Origin of the sequence: Aquiflexum lacus (assembly GCF_015476655.1) — a bacterium.
Classification (GTDB): Bacteria; Bacteroidota; Bacteroidia; order Cytophagales; family Cyclobacteriaceae; genus Aquiflexum; species Aquiflexum lacus.
In genome coordinates, this window is sequence record NZ_JABFHF010000052.1 from 1 (window position 1) to 15,450 (window position 15,450).

A 15,450-nucleotide genomic window follows, 5' to 3' on the forward strand; every position below is an offset into this window, starting at 1 on the left:
GTTTCAGATTTGTCTGTTTTGTCCCAAAATGCGAAAAGTCGATATTGCAGTCCGCCATATTTTGTCCTGAACTCCCAAATTTCATCAGTCAGTTTTTTGAACAGTTTCGGGTCGAGTCCGAGTTTGGCCTTGTCAACGTTGTAGTATATTTTTTGTCTTGTTTTCAAATCCAACTTTTCTAAAAACGCGAGAGCTTGTTCAAGAAAAATGACGTCAAAATATTTATCCATTCAGTTTTTTAATCCATAATTCAGAACAAAGATAATGAAAAGTTGAATTATATGGAAACATTTTGCGGTTTGTTCACATTACTGGCAACTCCTTTATACTCGAAACAAACTTTCTACTATCCAGTCAAAATTAGATGTATATGCGAAATTTTGTTTCGTTTTTTTTACAGGTTAAAGTACCAATTTTTAATTACAAGTCATCAAATGAACTCTTAAAAATTACCGTTTCATCCTAAATTGTTAATCCCGATGGCTATCAGGAGATAAACCTGCCGGCCAGGCACGTTGTGGTTGGGGGATTTTGGGGCTGCTATCATTAATTACCCCACATTTATCGCTTCTGCCCATTCTTGTGCAGATTTTAAAATATAGGCGTTGGCTGCTTCATAATCTACTTTCTGGGAGCAAGAGAAAAGCGTTAGACCAGTTAGAAACATTAGAAAATTTGATTTTATTTTCATGGATTTTTAGAGAGGACGGTGCAATTTTTTTCGAAATTATGCTTAATCTCCAATAGCCTACTGATCTTTCATTGCAGCCATTCCCCCAAGAATCAGCCACTTACCATCGACTTTTTTCCAGGTATGCGTAAATTTTCGTGTCTCCTTTCGGACAACTTGGTTATCCTTGTCGGTCCATAAAAAATCTGTGTCGTAGAATACAATTACCACATCTTCGATTGCATTTGATGCTTTTTTGTAAAGGGTATAGCTGTATTTCAGCTCCTGGTCTTTGTGCAAGTCAGGAATCCAACTGGCGATTTTACTTTTGTCAGCTACCCCATCCCCAAAACCCGGATAGCCTATAAAATCTTCGTGCCAAAGTGTTTTATAAGGGACTGTGTCGATGTTCTGTACATATTGCCAATACATTTCTTCCATATGCCAAGCTTCATCCTCCATTTCAGATTTGTTTGGTGTAGGAACTGTTTTTTCCTCTTCTGAGGAATTTTTTCTGTTTTCGCTGCAACCTGTTATGGTGAGCGAGGCAAGTAATGTGAAGACAAGAAGAAGGATTGAATTTTTCATTTTGTTCGATGTAGAGAGAAATATTAGGAATACAAATTGTTTAAAGAACGAGATTTATTCATGATCAAATGTCCGACAATGACATTTGGGGTATAATATAAAAAAATGAATAGTTCAGGTCTCCTGACTTAGGACGAAATGCGTGGATTTCTTCCCCAATGATTGGTTTTATTTTCCACAGGAGGAATTTTGGAGGAGAACGGGATTCAGTTTGACCTTGAGAATTTTTTACGATTGATATCTAGATAGCGAAAAAAATAGTCATTTCATCGAATTTTGGTTTATGAATATTTCGTGTAAAAAGAAGAAAATAAATAGGATTAGTCCTGAAGTTAATCTCTACATTTGACCTCAAATAATCCTTCAATGAAAGAACTATCCAACTTATTAAAAGGGATCACTTTTGCTGCCATACTGCTGTTCAGCAGTTGCTTCCCCCTCGAACCGGAATTTGTATCAGACTTTGATGCTGTATTTACTGAAATATCAGATCCTGATTTTGATTTCAACAATCCCGCTATCAATACTTACTATTTGGCGGATACAGTCATCGTTTTAACTGATCCCGGTACATCTAATACGGACCTTGAAATCGATCTGCGTCTCGTTTTAGACCGGGTACGCTCCAATATGAACCAAGCAGGTTACACCGAAATTTCAGATAGTAATTTAGCTATACAAGCTGACTACCTTGTTTTGGTAAGTGTAAACCGTTCCGACAACTACTTCTCCACCTGGTGGGGCGGCTGGGGCGGCTGGGGTGGCTGGGGCGGTTGGGGCTGGGGTGGCTGTTGTTTCTTCCCACCCCAAGTCAGTACCTCCAATATTCGCACGGCTGCTATAATAGTGGAGTTACTGGACGGGAAAGCACTTCCACAACAAAACGAAGTTATACCCGAGGTTTGGTATGGTGTTGGTTCAGGATTATTTAGAGGTAGTAACACAAACCTAACAAACCGTACCTTGGGAGCTATTGATCAAATGTTTGTACAATCACCTTACCTTACGCGCTAAACAATGAAAAAAATATTGGTTTTTTTAGCAATTATCACTTTCAGTATTTCAGTGAATGCCCAAACGAACAGAATTAAGGTGCCTAACTTTCGGGTAAATAACTTTCGTGTAAACTATGATGTGGCCGTTCCTTTCGGCAACATGTCAAATGATTTTATCAACAAAATGTCATGGCGAGGGGTAAGTATAGAAAACCGCTGGTCTGTCAAACCCCAAATTTCTGTTGGGTTTTTGCTTGGCTGGCAAGTTTTTGCACAACGATTTGATAATTACACGCAAGATTTAAATAATGGCAATGCCGCTATATATGGCAATCAGATTCGTACGATAAACACCTTCCCGATACAAGGCACTGTACATTACACCTTTGTCAAAAATTTGGATATTTTGCCATGGGTGGGAATGGGAATTGGAACTGCTCATTCCAATCAAGTGCTGCAAGTTGGTTTTTATGAAGTCCAAAAAAAGTTCATGAGTTTTTCCATCACCCCGCAAGCAGGTATTGATCTTCCGGTAAATAAAGTTACTGCAATTAGTTTCAGTACGCGCTACAATTTCTTTCTACATAGCAATCAACCCTTCAACTACTCGTTTATGGTATTTAGTGTTGGGATTAAGAATATGTATTTTTAGTGATTGAAGGCTAATTGTAAGGTATATTAGAATTGCTAGATATCAGGAAACTAACAGTTCTGTATTCCAATTACCACAAAGTGCCTGCATCAATTTGCCTGTAGGAATTGGACGGGCTTATCTACACTTCCATTTTCAATATTTCCAAAAAGTATTTTTTAAGCTCCTTTTCTTCTTTGATATCTACTTGACCATCGTCCATTACATCAGTAAGTAAAGCATGCATTTCTTTAAACGGGGATAAACCGAGCATAGAATTATTTTCTTCCAGCCACTTTTTCAGGACATAAATTTCATATTTATTGATCTGCTCATCGGCCAGGATACCATAACAGATCCCCTGCAGCATCTGCATTTTGGCTTCCACACTTTCAGAAACACTCAGCTGAGATTCATATTTTTTGAGAATAGTCTTCATTTCATCTATTTCCTCAGATGTCATCGTACCCCCACCAAGAACGGATTTTATTTCTTCAAAAAACTCCTTAAAAGGTGATTCCTGACAGAGACCTTCATGGGCCTGACACCAAAGTTTCATTTCTTCGAATTGCCCCCGGGTTATTCTTCCGTCGCTGCTGATACCATGAATAATTCCTTTGAAATGATTGAACGGTTTTTGTGTTTTCATAGCCTATTGACAAAAGTTGTTTTGAAAGTTAAGAATTTTGGCTTTTATTTTTCACCTTAATCAAATGAAATTTATTAAAATAAATGGATACAAACTTGTGCCAATCATTGTTTGTCAATTCACTAGCAGTCAATTGGTTTTTAAAGAGTTAAAATAGCATGAAATTACTCCTAGAAATAAAAAAACCCAAGGGATTATTCCAAGGGTTGTAGGGTGAGCAACTTTTAATCAATGGTTTTTAAGTAATCTTTTGAAGCTCAAAGTCCATGAATTGTAAGCTTATTTTGGAAAAAGCAGGACAAATGCAGCACGTATCCCCCAGCTTGCAGTGTTCCCTTTTCCATAATGCAATCTAGGCCCAATTGCCAACTGAGTGGCCTGCTTGCCAAACATCAAAACCTTGGAACCTACAAGATTGACAGAACCTGAAGCTAAACCTGCTTCCCAGTTTTGTGTCAGTTCAGTGTTTAAGGATATGGCCTTTCCACCGGGAAAATTTTGGGCGATAAAGGGCTCGAAGAAGGTAGAATTGACATTCGCACGATCAGCATTCCCGGCAACAGACCAGATATGATTGATCAGTACCCCAAAACTGGTCATACCGGATTGCTTGAGCGCGACAGCAGTAGGACCCAAACCGAATTTCTGAGTACCTAATAAATTGTTGGTAGCGGTGGGGACCAGGATTGCGGGACCAACTCCCCAGATTAAGCCACCACTGGTGGGTTCTTTAGGGGAAAAGAAACCACTAAGCACTATATCACTTAGTCCGCTTTGACTACCGCTTTCTCCAAAAACATTGTTTTGCGAAATTACCGGTACAATGACCCGAGCGATCAGGTTCCAGTCCTCACTGATGCTCATAGGAATCACGGGCTGGAAGTTAAGGGTATAGCGAGAACCATTGCTCGGGCCGATGCCAAAATCGAAGTTATTCTGAAAAGGCACACTGATCAAACTGGCCACTGGATTTTGGAGTTTCTTGGCCAACTCATCAGCCGCACTAGTGCCGCTGGACTCTTCCTGTGCTATGGCAAGAAACGACAGCATGGAAATGGAAATTAGTAGTATGGATTTTTTCATTATAAGCTACGTTGAACTGTATTTTTTAAAAACTATTTTATGCTGATATAGGATATTTATTCAATAATTAATTTTCCGTTGTTTGTTTTTAGATATTCAATAATTGAAGACTTGTTTGTAGGTACATAGTTTCTCAACAAAGCTGAAAATTGTGATGGCGTGCTAATATTATTGACTTCGTTCGCATTATTAAAGTGTATGGTATAGGTGCCGTCCTCATTTTGAACAGCAGTACTATTCGAAATGGAAGCTTGATCTTCCGCAAGCCACCCTTCCATATTATAGGTTGTGATTGACCAAAATCCACCTTTTTCATAATTTAAATCTGCTGGTTTAAAGGTAATTTGAGATGGAATAGATTTTCCGTTTTCGAGTTTTGTATTGTTTACTAAATCCAAATAACCGGCATCTTCTATGGGTAAACCTCCCCAGCCATAAACTGTGGCGTATAAATGACCTTGTGGGTCTGTATTGGTCGGGGTTCCCATCATGTTTGATGTGTTTTTCAGTAAGCCTCTTTTAATATCATCAATTAGAACCGTTCTAATTTCCTCCATTTTCTCTAATGGAATGACAATTTCTGGTGATGCATAAGGTATTGCAGATTTCGCATCAATCACCGCTGCCAGTTGTCTACGGTGCGCATCTTTTAATCCAGCCTCATCCTGTGATTTTTTGCGCGTACGCATATTTAGATAGACATAGTTACTATAGGTAAGGTGATCTGGGGTTAGCGTGATACTTTCTCCCGGGTAAAGCGTCTTTACCGTATAATTTTGCATATCTATTATCTGAATCACCTGGAAGGTATCACCCGGTGGGAGGGAAATAGTAGCTCCCTGAGACACATCGACTACCGCACTTGAATAAATGACATCCTGATTTTCCCGGATCACTTGCTGTGTTTCTACAAAACTCACATCTTCTTGATGTGCCCATTCATTGATTTGGGCTTTTTCGAGAGATCTTTTTATGTTGAAATCTGTTTCAGAAACTTTATAGGCGAAATCGGAAACATTAAAATCTGCAGGAGTATGTTGGCCATTTTTTGTATTCGCTTTGACGGCTTCACTCTTTGACTCCATTTTAGTTGTAGCCATTTCATTTGCCGTTTGACTGCAAGATTCAACTAGTATTGATGCAAGGCACAAGAGTAGGATTAGGCGGGTTTGTTTCTTCATTTTTTGAAAGAGTTTTTTGGGTATATTTTCTTTGTGATTCCCAGTCCCATAGCACTAGGATACTAAGCCTAGAATTTATGACCATTGGCAATCAAAAGCATTCATTTACCTGCTTTAGGTAATGGTCAGGTGTGACAAGTTTCCTAGCACTCGGTATCTTACCGCCTAATTGGGTCCTCTTTGGTTATTTGATCTTTACCTGTTGGTCGGCACCTCTTTGAGCAAATCGGAAAAACTGTCCAGCTGTACCTCAAAGCTTTTCTGACTCGGAGGGAATTCGCCAAAGGTTTGTAAGAAGGAGCCCAATACTTTGCCTACCTGACCCAGGACCCAGCTACGGTTTTCGGCCCACTCATCGTAACCACGAGCCTGGTGGAACCGCTCAAATGGGTCTAGCTTCAGGTTGGTGATAATAGGGGTAGACAATACCGGTTGTGGTGAGCGAAACCATTTCTCTTGATCTCTAAACATCACTTTCCAGTCACCATAGCGCAGGCCATGTAAGGTGGTTTCGGTGAAATAGTAAAATTCCTTTCGTTTGCTTTCTCCTTGGTCCAGCAAAATATCACTCTGGTCATACCCGTCCAGATGCACTTTAAAGGTTCGATCCGCGACTTTTTTTCCCTTGAGAAGATCTTCTTTTACGTTAGGATCTCCTACCCAGGACATCAAGGTAGGTACCCAGTCTTCCATGGTCATAAATTCACCTGTAGCGACTCCGGCAGGTATATGTCTGTCCCATTTTACCAAGACAGGCACACGGAATCCGCCTTCCCAACCTCCGGCCCCTTTCTCACCACGGAAGGGGTGATTTCCGCCGTCTGGCCAGGAATTGGAAGCAGCTCCGTTATCTGTAGCGAACATGACGATGGTATTTTCATCCACATTCAGCTCCTCGAGCAGGTCCAATAGCTCGCCTACATCATCGTCCATTTCCATCATACCATCAGCATAAATTCCATAGCCGCTTCTATCCTGATACTCTCCGCTTAGATTAGTCCGGTAATGCATACGCGTCGTATTGTGCCAAACGAAAAAAGGCTCGTCAGATTCCACTGCTTCGCGAATAAAGCGTTTGGATTCTACTAAGACTTCCTGGTCCAGGTTCCGCTGTCGTTCTTGACCCCATGGACCCAGATCTTTGACCTCTTGCTTTCCGTTTGCCAAGGCTTTGGAATGAATGACGCCTCGCTCCTTCATTTTGAGTTCTGAAGCAATCTCATCCGAAGGAAAGTCGTATTGCTCAGAATATTCACCCGCATTGAGGTGATAAAGGATACCGAAAAACTCGTCGAACCCATGAACTGTGGGAAGATGCTCATCGCGATCCCCGAAGTGGTTTTTACCGAACTGACCGGTAGCATAGCCCATGGGTTTAAGTAGCTGTGCCAAGGTGGGGTCACTCGCTTGTAGTCCCTCCTTGGCACCGGGTAAGCCCACCGTACTCAATCCAGTACGCATGGGGTACTGACCTGTGATAAATGCCGCGCGCCCGGCTGTACAGGATGCGTGTGCGTAGTGATCCATAAAGATCATTCCGTCTTGGGCGATCCTGTCGATATTGGGAGTGGATCCACCCATCATCCCTCGGTGGTAAGCGCTGATATTCCACATGCCCACATCATCCCCCCAGATGATGAGAATGTTCGGACGCTTTGCTTCCTGTGACAATCCTATTAGGGGAAAGGCAAATAACAATAAATACAATATGTTTTTCATGGTTGTGCTTTGTTATGGTAATGCATTAGTTGGTTGTAAATAAATTTGAGATGGTCCTGACCTATAGGTGGAGGAAATACTTTACTCATCGGAAGCTGTCAAGCATAGGTCTTACTGATTTTTGTCACGACCTGCAATAAGCGGATAAACTATGCCTGCGAGTACAGCTCCAATTATTGGAGCGAGCCAAAATAGCCAAAGTTGGGAAATATAGGCTCCGCCTGCAAACAATGCGGGAGCGGTGCTACGGGCAGGGTTGACTGAGAGGTTGGTCACAGGGATACCAATCAAATGGATCAGCGTGAGACCAAGGCCAATGGCAATTGGTGCGAATCCTGCCGGGGCACGTTTATCGGTTGCGCCTAGGATGATAAACAGAAAAAAGAAGGTCAGGACGATTTCGGAGACAAGGGCTGCAACCATCGAGTAACCTCCGGGAGAGAGATCGTTGAAGCCGTTTGATGCGAAGCCACCGGCGGCAGAGAAGCCTTCCTTACCACTGGCGATGAGATACAGAACTGCTGCACCTGCAATCCCTCCGATGACCTGAGCGGCAAAATATGGAATTGTTTCGGACTTCGGGTGGCGGCCTGCTACGACAAGGCCAATTGTGACAGCAGGATTCAAATGGCAGCCGGAGATATGACCGATGGTATAAGCCATGGTCATCACTGTGAGACCAAATGCAAGCGATACACCAACGAAGCCGATGCCGAGGTTTATTGGAGAAGCGTCACCTGCGAGAAACATGGCTGCAAGAACTGCGCTTCCGCAGCCGCCGAAGACAAGCCAAAAGGTGCCAAAGAATTCAGCGAAAAGTTTGTTTTGAAGTTTCATGGTTTAGGTTGGTTTTGATTATTTTTTAAAGATTGATTTGCCTTCTTTGATGGTTTCCAGTACTTGGATATTCTTAATATCATTCGGATCAACTTTCAGTGGATTTTTATCCAAAATGACCAGATCGGCCAGTTTCCCTTTTTTGATGCTTCCTTTTGATTCCTGCTCCTGATACTGATGAGCTACGTTGATAGTCATGGCCTGAAGGCCTTCATAGGGAGTCACTCGCTGATCTATCCCTATTACTTCCCCGCTTCTGGAAATTCTATTGACTGCTGACCATAACATAAACATCTGATCAAGTGGTGCCACCACAAAGTCAGTGTGATTGGTAGGTTTCAAGCCCTTATCAATGGCATCCCGCATTGGGCTGATATATTGTGCCTGCTCCAAACCGCGGTTTTCAATATGGGCATCTGCGAAATAGTAGGTATGCAAAGTATAAAGAGATGGGACTATTTTATATTTCACATACTTTTCAAGATGGTCTTTCCTGGTAAACTGTGCATGAATCAACGTGATTTTCCTGTCCTTGGTAAGATCATCTTTGGCTAAAGCTTCATGTGCCCGAAGAAAAGCGTCAATTGCAGCATCTCCATTTGCATGCAGGTTTAAGGGGACATCAAGTTCATAAACACGTTGTATAAAACTGTTAATGATTTTTTGAGGAAAAGAAAGCTTACCCAGCCAATCCTTTTCCCCATTTGGACCTCCGGTGAGGTATCTGGATGTAAAAGCGGCAGTTCGGCCTTGAGGGGATCCATCTATGGTAACTTTTACTCCACCTATTTTCAAATGCCGGTCATAAATCCCCCATTTTTCTACAGGATATAATTTCAGGATTTCATCCAGATCTGTTATGAATGGAAAAGCAATGACGTCTATGATATTCGCTCCTGCATCAGTTACACGTTGTATTACCTGTAAATCTTTGAGGTGGGTGGCTCCTTCATGGACAGTGGTAATCCCATTTTCGGCATACATCTCCTGCGCTCTTACAGACCACTCAATTTCTTCTGAATCAGTTGGTAAGGGAAGGGAGCCAAAAATCTCCAAATATGCTGTTTCCATAATAAGCCCATACGGCTCGTTGCTACCCGGCTTGCGAACGATGATCCCTCCTAGAGGAGTTTCTGTTTCAGCGGAAATATTCCATCTTTCCAGAGCAAGAGAATTCAATACCCCTCCATGCATAGAAACATGGCCTACCAAAACAGGATTATTAGGAAGTGCCTCATCAAGATCATCCCTATTTAGAAGGCGACCATCAGGCATTACTGTGTCATCATACCCATAGGCCTGTATTAATTCCCCATCCGGAATGTTATTTTCTTCTTTGAATCGTTTCAGCTCCTGGATGATGGTCACCACATCTTTTGCAGGCCCTGAGGGTGGGGGATAGAGATTCAGCTGATTGGCAACTGATAAAGAACTGATATAATGGCTATGGGCATCCATAAAACCGGGCAACAGCACTTTCCCCATTAAATTAATCATCTTAGGGGATTTACCAGCTATTTCTCTAGCCTCCGCCAAATCTCCTGAAAAAGCTATCATGCCATTATGGACTACAACAGCTTCAACATATTCCGGAATATCTCCCTCCATGGTTAGAATTTCTCCTCCAAAGAATACCGTATCCAGAGATTTATCATCTCTGGATGGCATACAGGAAACCATCCCTAAAAGGATGGCAATTAAAGGGTTAATCCGTTTTTTAATTTTCATATTTGATTTATTGCATTAGAAATGGGAACATTAAAAAAAATTATAGTTCGTACAAACCTACTAGAGTTTCTAAGTAAAATTTATAGATATACATTGTGTATCTGTCCAAGAATGAAATATTGAACAAAAAAACTAACCCTCTAAAAGATTTTTTCGGAATTCGGAAGGAGTCAAACCTGTCTTTTCTTGAAAAGCTTTGTTAAAAGTGGTTCTTGATTTAAAGCCTACCTCTTGTGCAATTCCTTCTAAGGTTAAACTTTTGCTTTTTTCAGTCTGCAATTTTTGGATAGCTATTTCGATCCTTTTGTCATTGATCAACTGATTGAAATTCTGCTCAAAAAGCTGATTGATGATCAGGGAAAGTTTGTTTTTGGTGATATCCAAATAATCTGCAAGATCCTGTTGTCTGAAATCAGGATGCAGAAAGTTATCTTCTTTCAAAAAGTATTCGTTAAGAGCCTCCCGGTACTTTTGCTCATCCCCTTCTTCGATGGGAATCAAATTTTTCTTACTCGGTGAAGGTTTGATATTAAGGGTGTTTCCATATAAAATACTGGGCTCAAGAAATAACAAAACCAATAAACCCAATATGGTTGTGGCAAAAAGCCACGAGGCATTTTGATGGATTTGAAAAGTTTCGTTATCCAGAACAAGCATTAAAAATGCCCCAAGATAAAAGGTCAGAAAGAGTGAGGATAAGTACATCAACCATTTGAAATTATTTTTTTCAATAGCATTTGGGTTGTCTTTTCTTTTCAAAATAGTGCTTATCAATAAATGTAGGCTAACCCCTAAACCCAAAGATACCTGAAATAAAAAATGAAAATAAGTGGGGATCCAGCCCTCAAATGCATAAATTATCTGATCCCGATCTTCCATCAGCGGAAAAAGATAATCCTGCTTATCAACGGTCGAAAGCCTGTAAATAGGCAGAAATTCTATGATGTTGATGATTGGCAAAAGAATCATCACATAGTCAATGGGTTGAAAACTTGTTTTTTGATTTATATGGGACTGCCCAAGCCAATAAATGGAAATAGGAAGTAAATAAAAAATCGGACTTCCGGTCTTGAAAAAATGAGGAAAGTCTAAAATTCTACCACTATCAAACAGAAAGTCCAAAAAGCAATAATAAGTCATGCAAAAAAGCATCAGTCCAAAAACAATTTTTTTAAAGAGAATATCCTGTTGCTTGAAAAGTAAGATCAAGATAGCCAATATCCCAATCCCGGTACCTATTAAGCTGATAAAGGATGTTATTCCCATAAAAAATCTGTTTTTTGCTACTTTTTCATTGTAAAGTAAGGTTTAATTATAAAAATTAATAGTTATGCTTTGATTTTAACGCTTATCAATTTTAAAAATTTCAGATTAATCCTCCTTTTCACAAACAATTGGACTACTGACCAGATTTTTTTTTAATCAAGATCTAGATGATATTTCCTGTCCATCCAGATTTCATTTATTCAACCTATTATATTTTTTAAGTACTTCTACCAGCAAATCATGTGGCAATGCATAAGACTTGTTTCCATTGATACCTTCCATGGTTTCTGCCGCGATCATGGCATTGAATTGACCGGTTGTGCCGTTAAATGGAACACCCAATTCCCTTGCCCGGGGTTTTTGGCCATAAGTGATAGATAGGTTGAGGATAAGTAGGATAAAAACAATTGACCGCTTCATATTCGTTATTTTAATCATTTAAAAACTTTAACCTTTCAATATATGCATTTTTAAATTCTTTTGGTTTGTGCTTTTTTTCACTCCCATTTATTGAAGAATGACTACCTTTAACCAAACCCAAAAAAATGTCCAAAGCCAAAATCTTCCTTTTCGCTGTAGCTCTTCTAGCATCCGTTTCCTGTAAGCCTGAAAAGCAATGGGAAGCAATTTTCAATGATAAAGACCTCAGTGGTTGGGACACCTACCTGGGGCCCGCATGGGTGGCCACCTCAGACTCTACCGTGGGGAGATCTGATAGTCCTATTGGATTAAATATCGACCCCTTAAGCGTATTCAGTGTGGTGGAAGTGGATGGAAAGCCCGCTATCCGCATTTCAGGGGAGCAATGGGGCGGCTTATCAACTACCCAAGAGTATAGCAATTACCACCTCAGCCTTCAATTTAAATGGGGCGAAGCAAAACACAAACCGCGAGACAAAAACAAAAGGGACAGCGGGATACTGTATCATGCCGGGGGACCACATGGGGCAGACTATGGTTTTTGGATGCGCTCACAGGAGTTTCAGGTGCAGGAAGGCGATTGTGGTGACTATTGGGGAGTGGCAGGAGGAATCATGGACATACCGGCAAAGAAGTCTGATGATCTTTATGTCTATGATCCTGAAGCAGAAAAATTGACATTCAGTGATTCGAGTGCCGTGGGAAGGCGCTGTATAAAATACCCCGATGCCGAAAATCCGACCGGAGAATGGAATACCCTGGAACTTTATTGCTTCGGAGATACAGCTGTGCATGTGGTAAACGGCAAAGTGTTGATGGTCCTTTACAACTCACGTTACTTATCTGAAACAGGTGAATTGACTCTGAAAAGCGGTAAAATCCAAATTCAATCCGAAGGGGCTGAGGTTTTTTACAGGGATATCAAAGTCAAAAAGATAGCTGAGTTGCCCATTGATCTTTGAAACAAGGAGTAATTATAAAAGAGAGTTCTGATATTAAAATTACAAGCCTATTTCAGAACCAGACTTTGTACCCAGGCTTCTGCCTCAGGCTCACTTTCGAAAATCTGATAAGGGACAGGTTGCTTTTGGAATGAAAAAATCACTTTTAAGATGGCTCGAATGGCTGCATTAGGGATAATATAGGCAGTCCCCGCGCAATAATTTATCATCAGTTCCTTATTTTCCTTGAGCCAATCAGCCTGCATTTTTTGATGTGAAAGTGAGGGTATGCCCGCGTTTGAAGCATCGAAAATAATAGCCAATGGCTTGCTGTACCGATAACAGGCTTTATTTTGGGCCAGATAAGTTTGAAAGTTTTGGTCAGTGCTTTTATTGCCTGTAAAACGAATCCAAACAATCGGGAATCCAGATTCGTCAATGATTGCGTAAGGTTCCATGTATGTTGAAACCCATTTGAAGAAGAAGGGTTTTATGAAAAAACAAAAAAACCTGCCAAGCTGCAGGTTTTAGTTTGTCTATAAATCGTTTACAATTATTTCGGCAGTATGACCGAGTCAACAATCCTATGTCCTTGAATTAAGTAAGTGACCTCAAATTTTTCATACCCCAACTCCCAAACATCATAATTGGGTAAATCAGCCTCCGGGACAATATACAATACGCCATTGATGACCGTATTCGGTTCCTCGCGGATGTTGAGGTAATGAAGGTATTTGGGAAAGATGGAATCACCTTCCACTAGGATATAATCTTTGGAAAAGGTACTGTCCACATTGTAAAGCGGAAGGTCTGTCGGCCAAGCAAAGGTCCATGACCGCTTGTAACCCTTAAGGTGGGCAGGTAAAAATGGGCCATCATAGGCCTTATCCAATAGTCCCGTTTCGATCAGGGTCTTGGACATCAACGAACCATAGCCAAACATACCCACATGCCCTTCGGGAATTTTAAATATTTTTACTTTCTCCTGACAACTTCTCATCAAAAGTAAAAGAGCAGAAGAAAGCATAAGGCATGTAATTTGTTTCATGAAATTTTTATTGTGAATTAGACTTTTTCAGTTCATTCCGGATTAACTGCAATACGTTTTCACATTCTTTAATCAATGTTTGATCGGTTTTGATTAAGGATTTCCTTCCCTGATTATATGCTTTGACCCAAGAAACATAATAATGATCTTCAAACAGGGATTCGTAATCATTGGGTGTAAGCCCGACCCCTTCCACAAAATCGAAATTCTGTACGATATGGTTGTCCCATTCGGCATCAATCTCGTTGACCAAATCATGGAGGATGTTTTCTTCTTTGATCCTATCCTTCCTCCACTCGTTCCAGTTGTTGATCTGCAAGGCAATCAATATCCCAATGACAACGAGTAGAATCTCTCCAATGGCATAAATCAGGTATCGTTTCAGATTACCTTCTGCTAGTAATCGCTGTCTTATTTTTCTGAAGAATTTGATCATGCAGTTTTCTTCTTTGTTATTTAGGGATATATGGTTTGGCTTGGATGGAGGGATATTTAGCCAAAATCAGGGAGTCTATTTGGTTAATATTTACTTCAAGTCTTCTGTTAACATTGATCAGTTTGTTTGAAGCATCTATAAGATCTATCAGCAGGTTGGCAAATTCCCTACTTTGAATAAGGTCATCAAAAGAAGATCTAAAAGGAGATGGATGATGAGTGATGATCCACTGACCTTTCTCACGGTTACCACGTGTAGCCGACCGATCCACGAAGCGATTCAAGAATGGTCGTAACTCCTGATCTGCAAAGCGGACATATGACTCCTCAGACTGTTTCAAATGCTCCATTTGATATTTATATTCAGCAAGAGAGTTTCGAAGCAATTCGGAAGAAATTATTTCAAGATCACCAGAATTACCCAACACATCATAGACGGTAGTAGAAGTGCCTGACATCCAATTCAAAGTCAATTGATGGATATATATCGCCAATTTTTCATCGGCAGGAAGAATTGCTGGATTATTGATGATCATTAACAAACTATCCGCGCTCCCAATCACTGTCTCCCAGGTTCCAATGCCATTTTTAAAAAGAAATCTGTAAAGTTGAAATTCATCGGTAATGTCTTGATAAATGCGTCGTTCTTCTTTGGCGTTGAGTCTGTTTTGATTCCAATCATTAATCTGAAGTGCCAAAAGTATCCCAATGACAACGAGAACAATCTCACCTATGGCATAGAGCAGGTATCTGCTGAGTTTGTTTTCAATAAGTAGACTTTGGCGAATTTTCCTGAAAAATTTTATCATCGATTCATTGTTTTGTTTATTGCTACTTCCAGAATGGCCATGTTTCCAGCATCACTGGTGGCCAGTTTTTCGCTTTTGCATCAGCAATGATTCTATCAGCGTCTTCCTGCGTCAGCAATCGGTCCCCAAGCAATTTATTTGTTTCAATAATCACATTTTTAACATAGGACTCTTTTCCATCGTATCGCTCTTCTAGACTAAGCCGTGGATCACCATTTTTAATTCGCTCCTCTTTCGTAGCAGCAAACGGCCAAAAAGAACCAGTATGACCCGCCAAGTAAAAAGGTGCATTGGCTTCCGGCTTTCGAGGGTTAAATCCCTGGTAAGTGCCTAATGGAACAGTTATGTCTGGTAAACGTATACCTCCCATTCCATTTCCGTCTTTATCAGTTGCTGTGTCTCGTCCTGAAAATGGTTGACACTTTTGTTTTTCAAATATAGTCAGTGTTT

At 40.6% G+C, this 15,450-nt stretch carries 18 protein-coding genes; 3 read left to right on the forward strand and 15 right to left on the reverse strand.

The features are described 5' to 3' along the window. Both HMJ38_RS24720 and HMJ38_RS24725 read right to left on the reverse strand, forming a co-directional pair. The coding region (locus HMJ38_RS24720; RefSeq protein ID WP_194977132.1) for a type II toxin-antitoxin system RelE/ParE family toxin at positions 1-230 on the reverse strand (230 nt) is incomplete at its 3' end. 518 nt (positions 231-748) lie between these two features. Beyond that, positions 749-1,258 (reverse strand): nuclear transport factor 2 family protein, encoded by a 510-nt coding sequence (locus HMJ38_RS24725; protein ID WP_194977133.1) that lies wholly within the window; start codon positions 1,256-1,258, stop codon positions 749-751. A gap of 366 nt (positions 1,259-1,624) precedes the next feature. On the opposite strand from HMJ38_RS24725, the gene HMJ38_RS24730 reads away from it, so the two are divergent. Then, positions 1,625-2,272, forward strand: a complete 648-nt coding sequence (locus tag HMJ38_RS24730) for a DUF4136 domain-containing protein (protein WP_194977134.1) — start codon at positions 1,625-1,627, stop codon at positions 2,270-2,272. Positions 2,273-2,275: 3 nt separating this feature from the next. Next, complete coding sequence (locus HMJ38_RS24735) at positions 2,276-2,905, forward strand: hypothetical protein (RefSeq protein ID WP_194977135.1); 630 nt, start codon at positions 2,276-2,278, stop codon at positions 2,903-2,905. Between the two features lie 121 nt (positions 2,906-3,026). On the opposite strand, the gene HMJ38_RS24740 is transcribed toward HMJ38_RS24735, so the two are convergent. The 8 genes from HMJ38_RS24740 to HMJ38_RS24775 form a co-directional block, all read right to left on the reverse strand. Then, positions 3,027-3,533: a hypothetical protein gene (locus HMJ38_RS24740; RefSeq protein ID WP_194977136.1), complete on the reverse strand. Its 507-nt coding sequence runs from the start codon at positions 3,531-3,533 to the stop codon at positions 3,027-3,029. Between the two features lie 279 nt (positions 3,534-3,812). Then, positions 3,813-4,616: a transporter gene (locus HMJ38_RS24745; protein WP_194977137.1), complete on the reverse strand. Its 804-nt coding sequence runs from the start codon at positions 4,614-4,616 to the stop codon at positions 3,813-3,815. A 56-nt stretch (positions 4,617-4,672) separates the two neighbouring features. Then, positions 4,673-5,716 carry a DUF1254 domain-containing protein gene (locus HMJ38_RS24750; protein WP_228780263.1) on the reverse strand — a complete coding sequence of 348 codons (1,044 nt, stop codon included), beginning with the start codon at positions 5,714-5,716 and terminating at the stop codon, positions 4,673-4,675. 276 nt (positions 5,717-5,992) lie between these two features. Then, the gene (locus HMJ38_RS24755; RefSeq protein ID WP_194977139.1) at positions 5,993-7,516 is read right to left on the reverse strand and encodes an arylsulfatase; all 1,524 of its coding nucleotides are present in this window, start codon (positions 7,514-7,516) and stop codon (positions 5,993-5,995) included. Between the two features lie 111 nt (positions 7,517-7,627). Then, on the reverse strand, positions 7,628-8,353 hold the full coding sequence (gene aqpZ, locus HMJ38_RS24760; protein ID WP_194977140.1) for an aquaporin Z: 726 nt from the start codon (positions 8,351-8,353) through the stop codon (positions 7,628-7,630). Between the two features lie 18 nt (positions 8,354-8,371). After that, on the reverse strand, positions 8,372-10,081 hold the full coding sequence (locus tag HMJ38_RS24765) for an amidohydrolase (protein ID WP_228780264.1): 1,710 nt from the start codon (positions 10,079-10,081) through the stop codon (positions 8,372-8,374). 132 nt (positions 10,082-10,213) lie between these two features. Next, positions 10,214-11,347, reverse strand: a complete 1,134-nt coding sequence (locus tag HMJ38_RS24770; protein ID WP_194977141.1) for a helix-turn-helix domain-containing protein — start codon at positions 11,345-11,347, stop codon at positions 10,214-10,216. Positions 11,348-11,539: 192 nt separating this feature from the next. After that, positions 11,540-11,767, reverse strand: coding sequence for a hypothetical protein (locus tag HMJ38_RS24775; RefSeq protein WP_194977148.1), 228 nt, complete (start codon positions 11,765-11,767; stop codon positions 11,540-11,542). 125 nt (positions 11,768-11,892) lie between these two features. On the opposite strand from HMJ38_RS24775, the gene HMJ38_RS24780 reads away from it, so the two are divergent. Next, positions 11,893-12,729 (forward strand): 3-keto-disaccharide hydrolase, encoded by an 837-nt coding sequence (locus tag HMJ38_RS24780; RefSeq protein ID WP_194977142.1) that lies wholly within the window; start codon positions 11,893-11,895, stop codon positions 12,727-12,729. A gap of 47 nt (positions 12,730-12,776) precedes the next feature. On the opposite strand, the gene HMJ38_RS24785 is transcribed toward HMJ38_RS24780, so the two are convergent. The 5 genes from HMJ38_RS24785 to HMJ38_RS24805 form a co-directional block, all read right to left on the reverse strand. After that, positions 12,777-13,166 carry an STAS/SEC14 domain-containing protein gene (locus tag HMJ38_RS24785; RefSeq protein WP_194977143.1) on the reverse strand — a complete coding sequence of 130 codons (390 nt, stop codon included), beginning with the start codon at positions 13,164-13,166 and terminating at the stop codon, positions 12,777-12,779. A gap of 95 nt (positions 13,167-13,261) precedes the next feature. After that, positions 13,262-13,756, reverse strand: a complete 495-nt coding sequence (locus HMJ38_RS24790; RefSeq protein WP_194977144.1) for a gamma-glutamylcyclotransferase family protein — start codon at positions 13,754-13,756, stop codon at positions 13,262-13,264. Between the two features lie 7 nt (positions 13,757-13,763). Continuing rightward, complete coding sequence (locus HMJ38_RS24795; RefSeq protein WP_194977145.1) at positions 13,764-14,192, reverse strand: DUF6090 family protein; 429 nt, start codon at positions 14,190-14,192, stop codon at positions 13,764-13,766. Positions 14,193-14,208: 16 nt separating this feature from the next. Beyond that, a complete protein-coding gene (locus HMJ38_RS24800; RefSeq protein WP_194977146.1) occupies positions 14,209-15,000 on the reverse strand; it encodes a hypothetical protein in 792 nt (263 codons plus the stop codon). 22 nt (positions 15,001-15,022) lie between these two features. After that, on the reverse strand, positions 15,023-15,450 hold a 428-nt coding region (locus HMJ38_RS24805; RefSeq protein WP_262892916.1), incomplete at its 5' end, for an alpha/beta hydrolase domain-containing protein.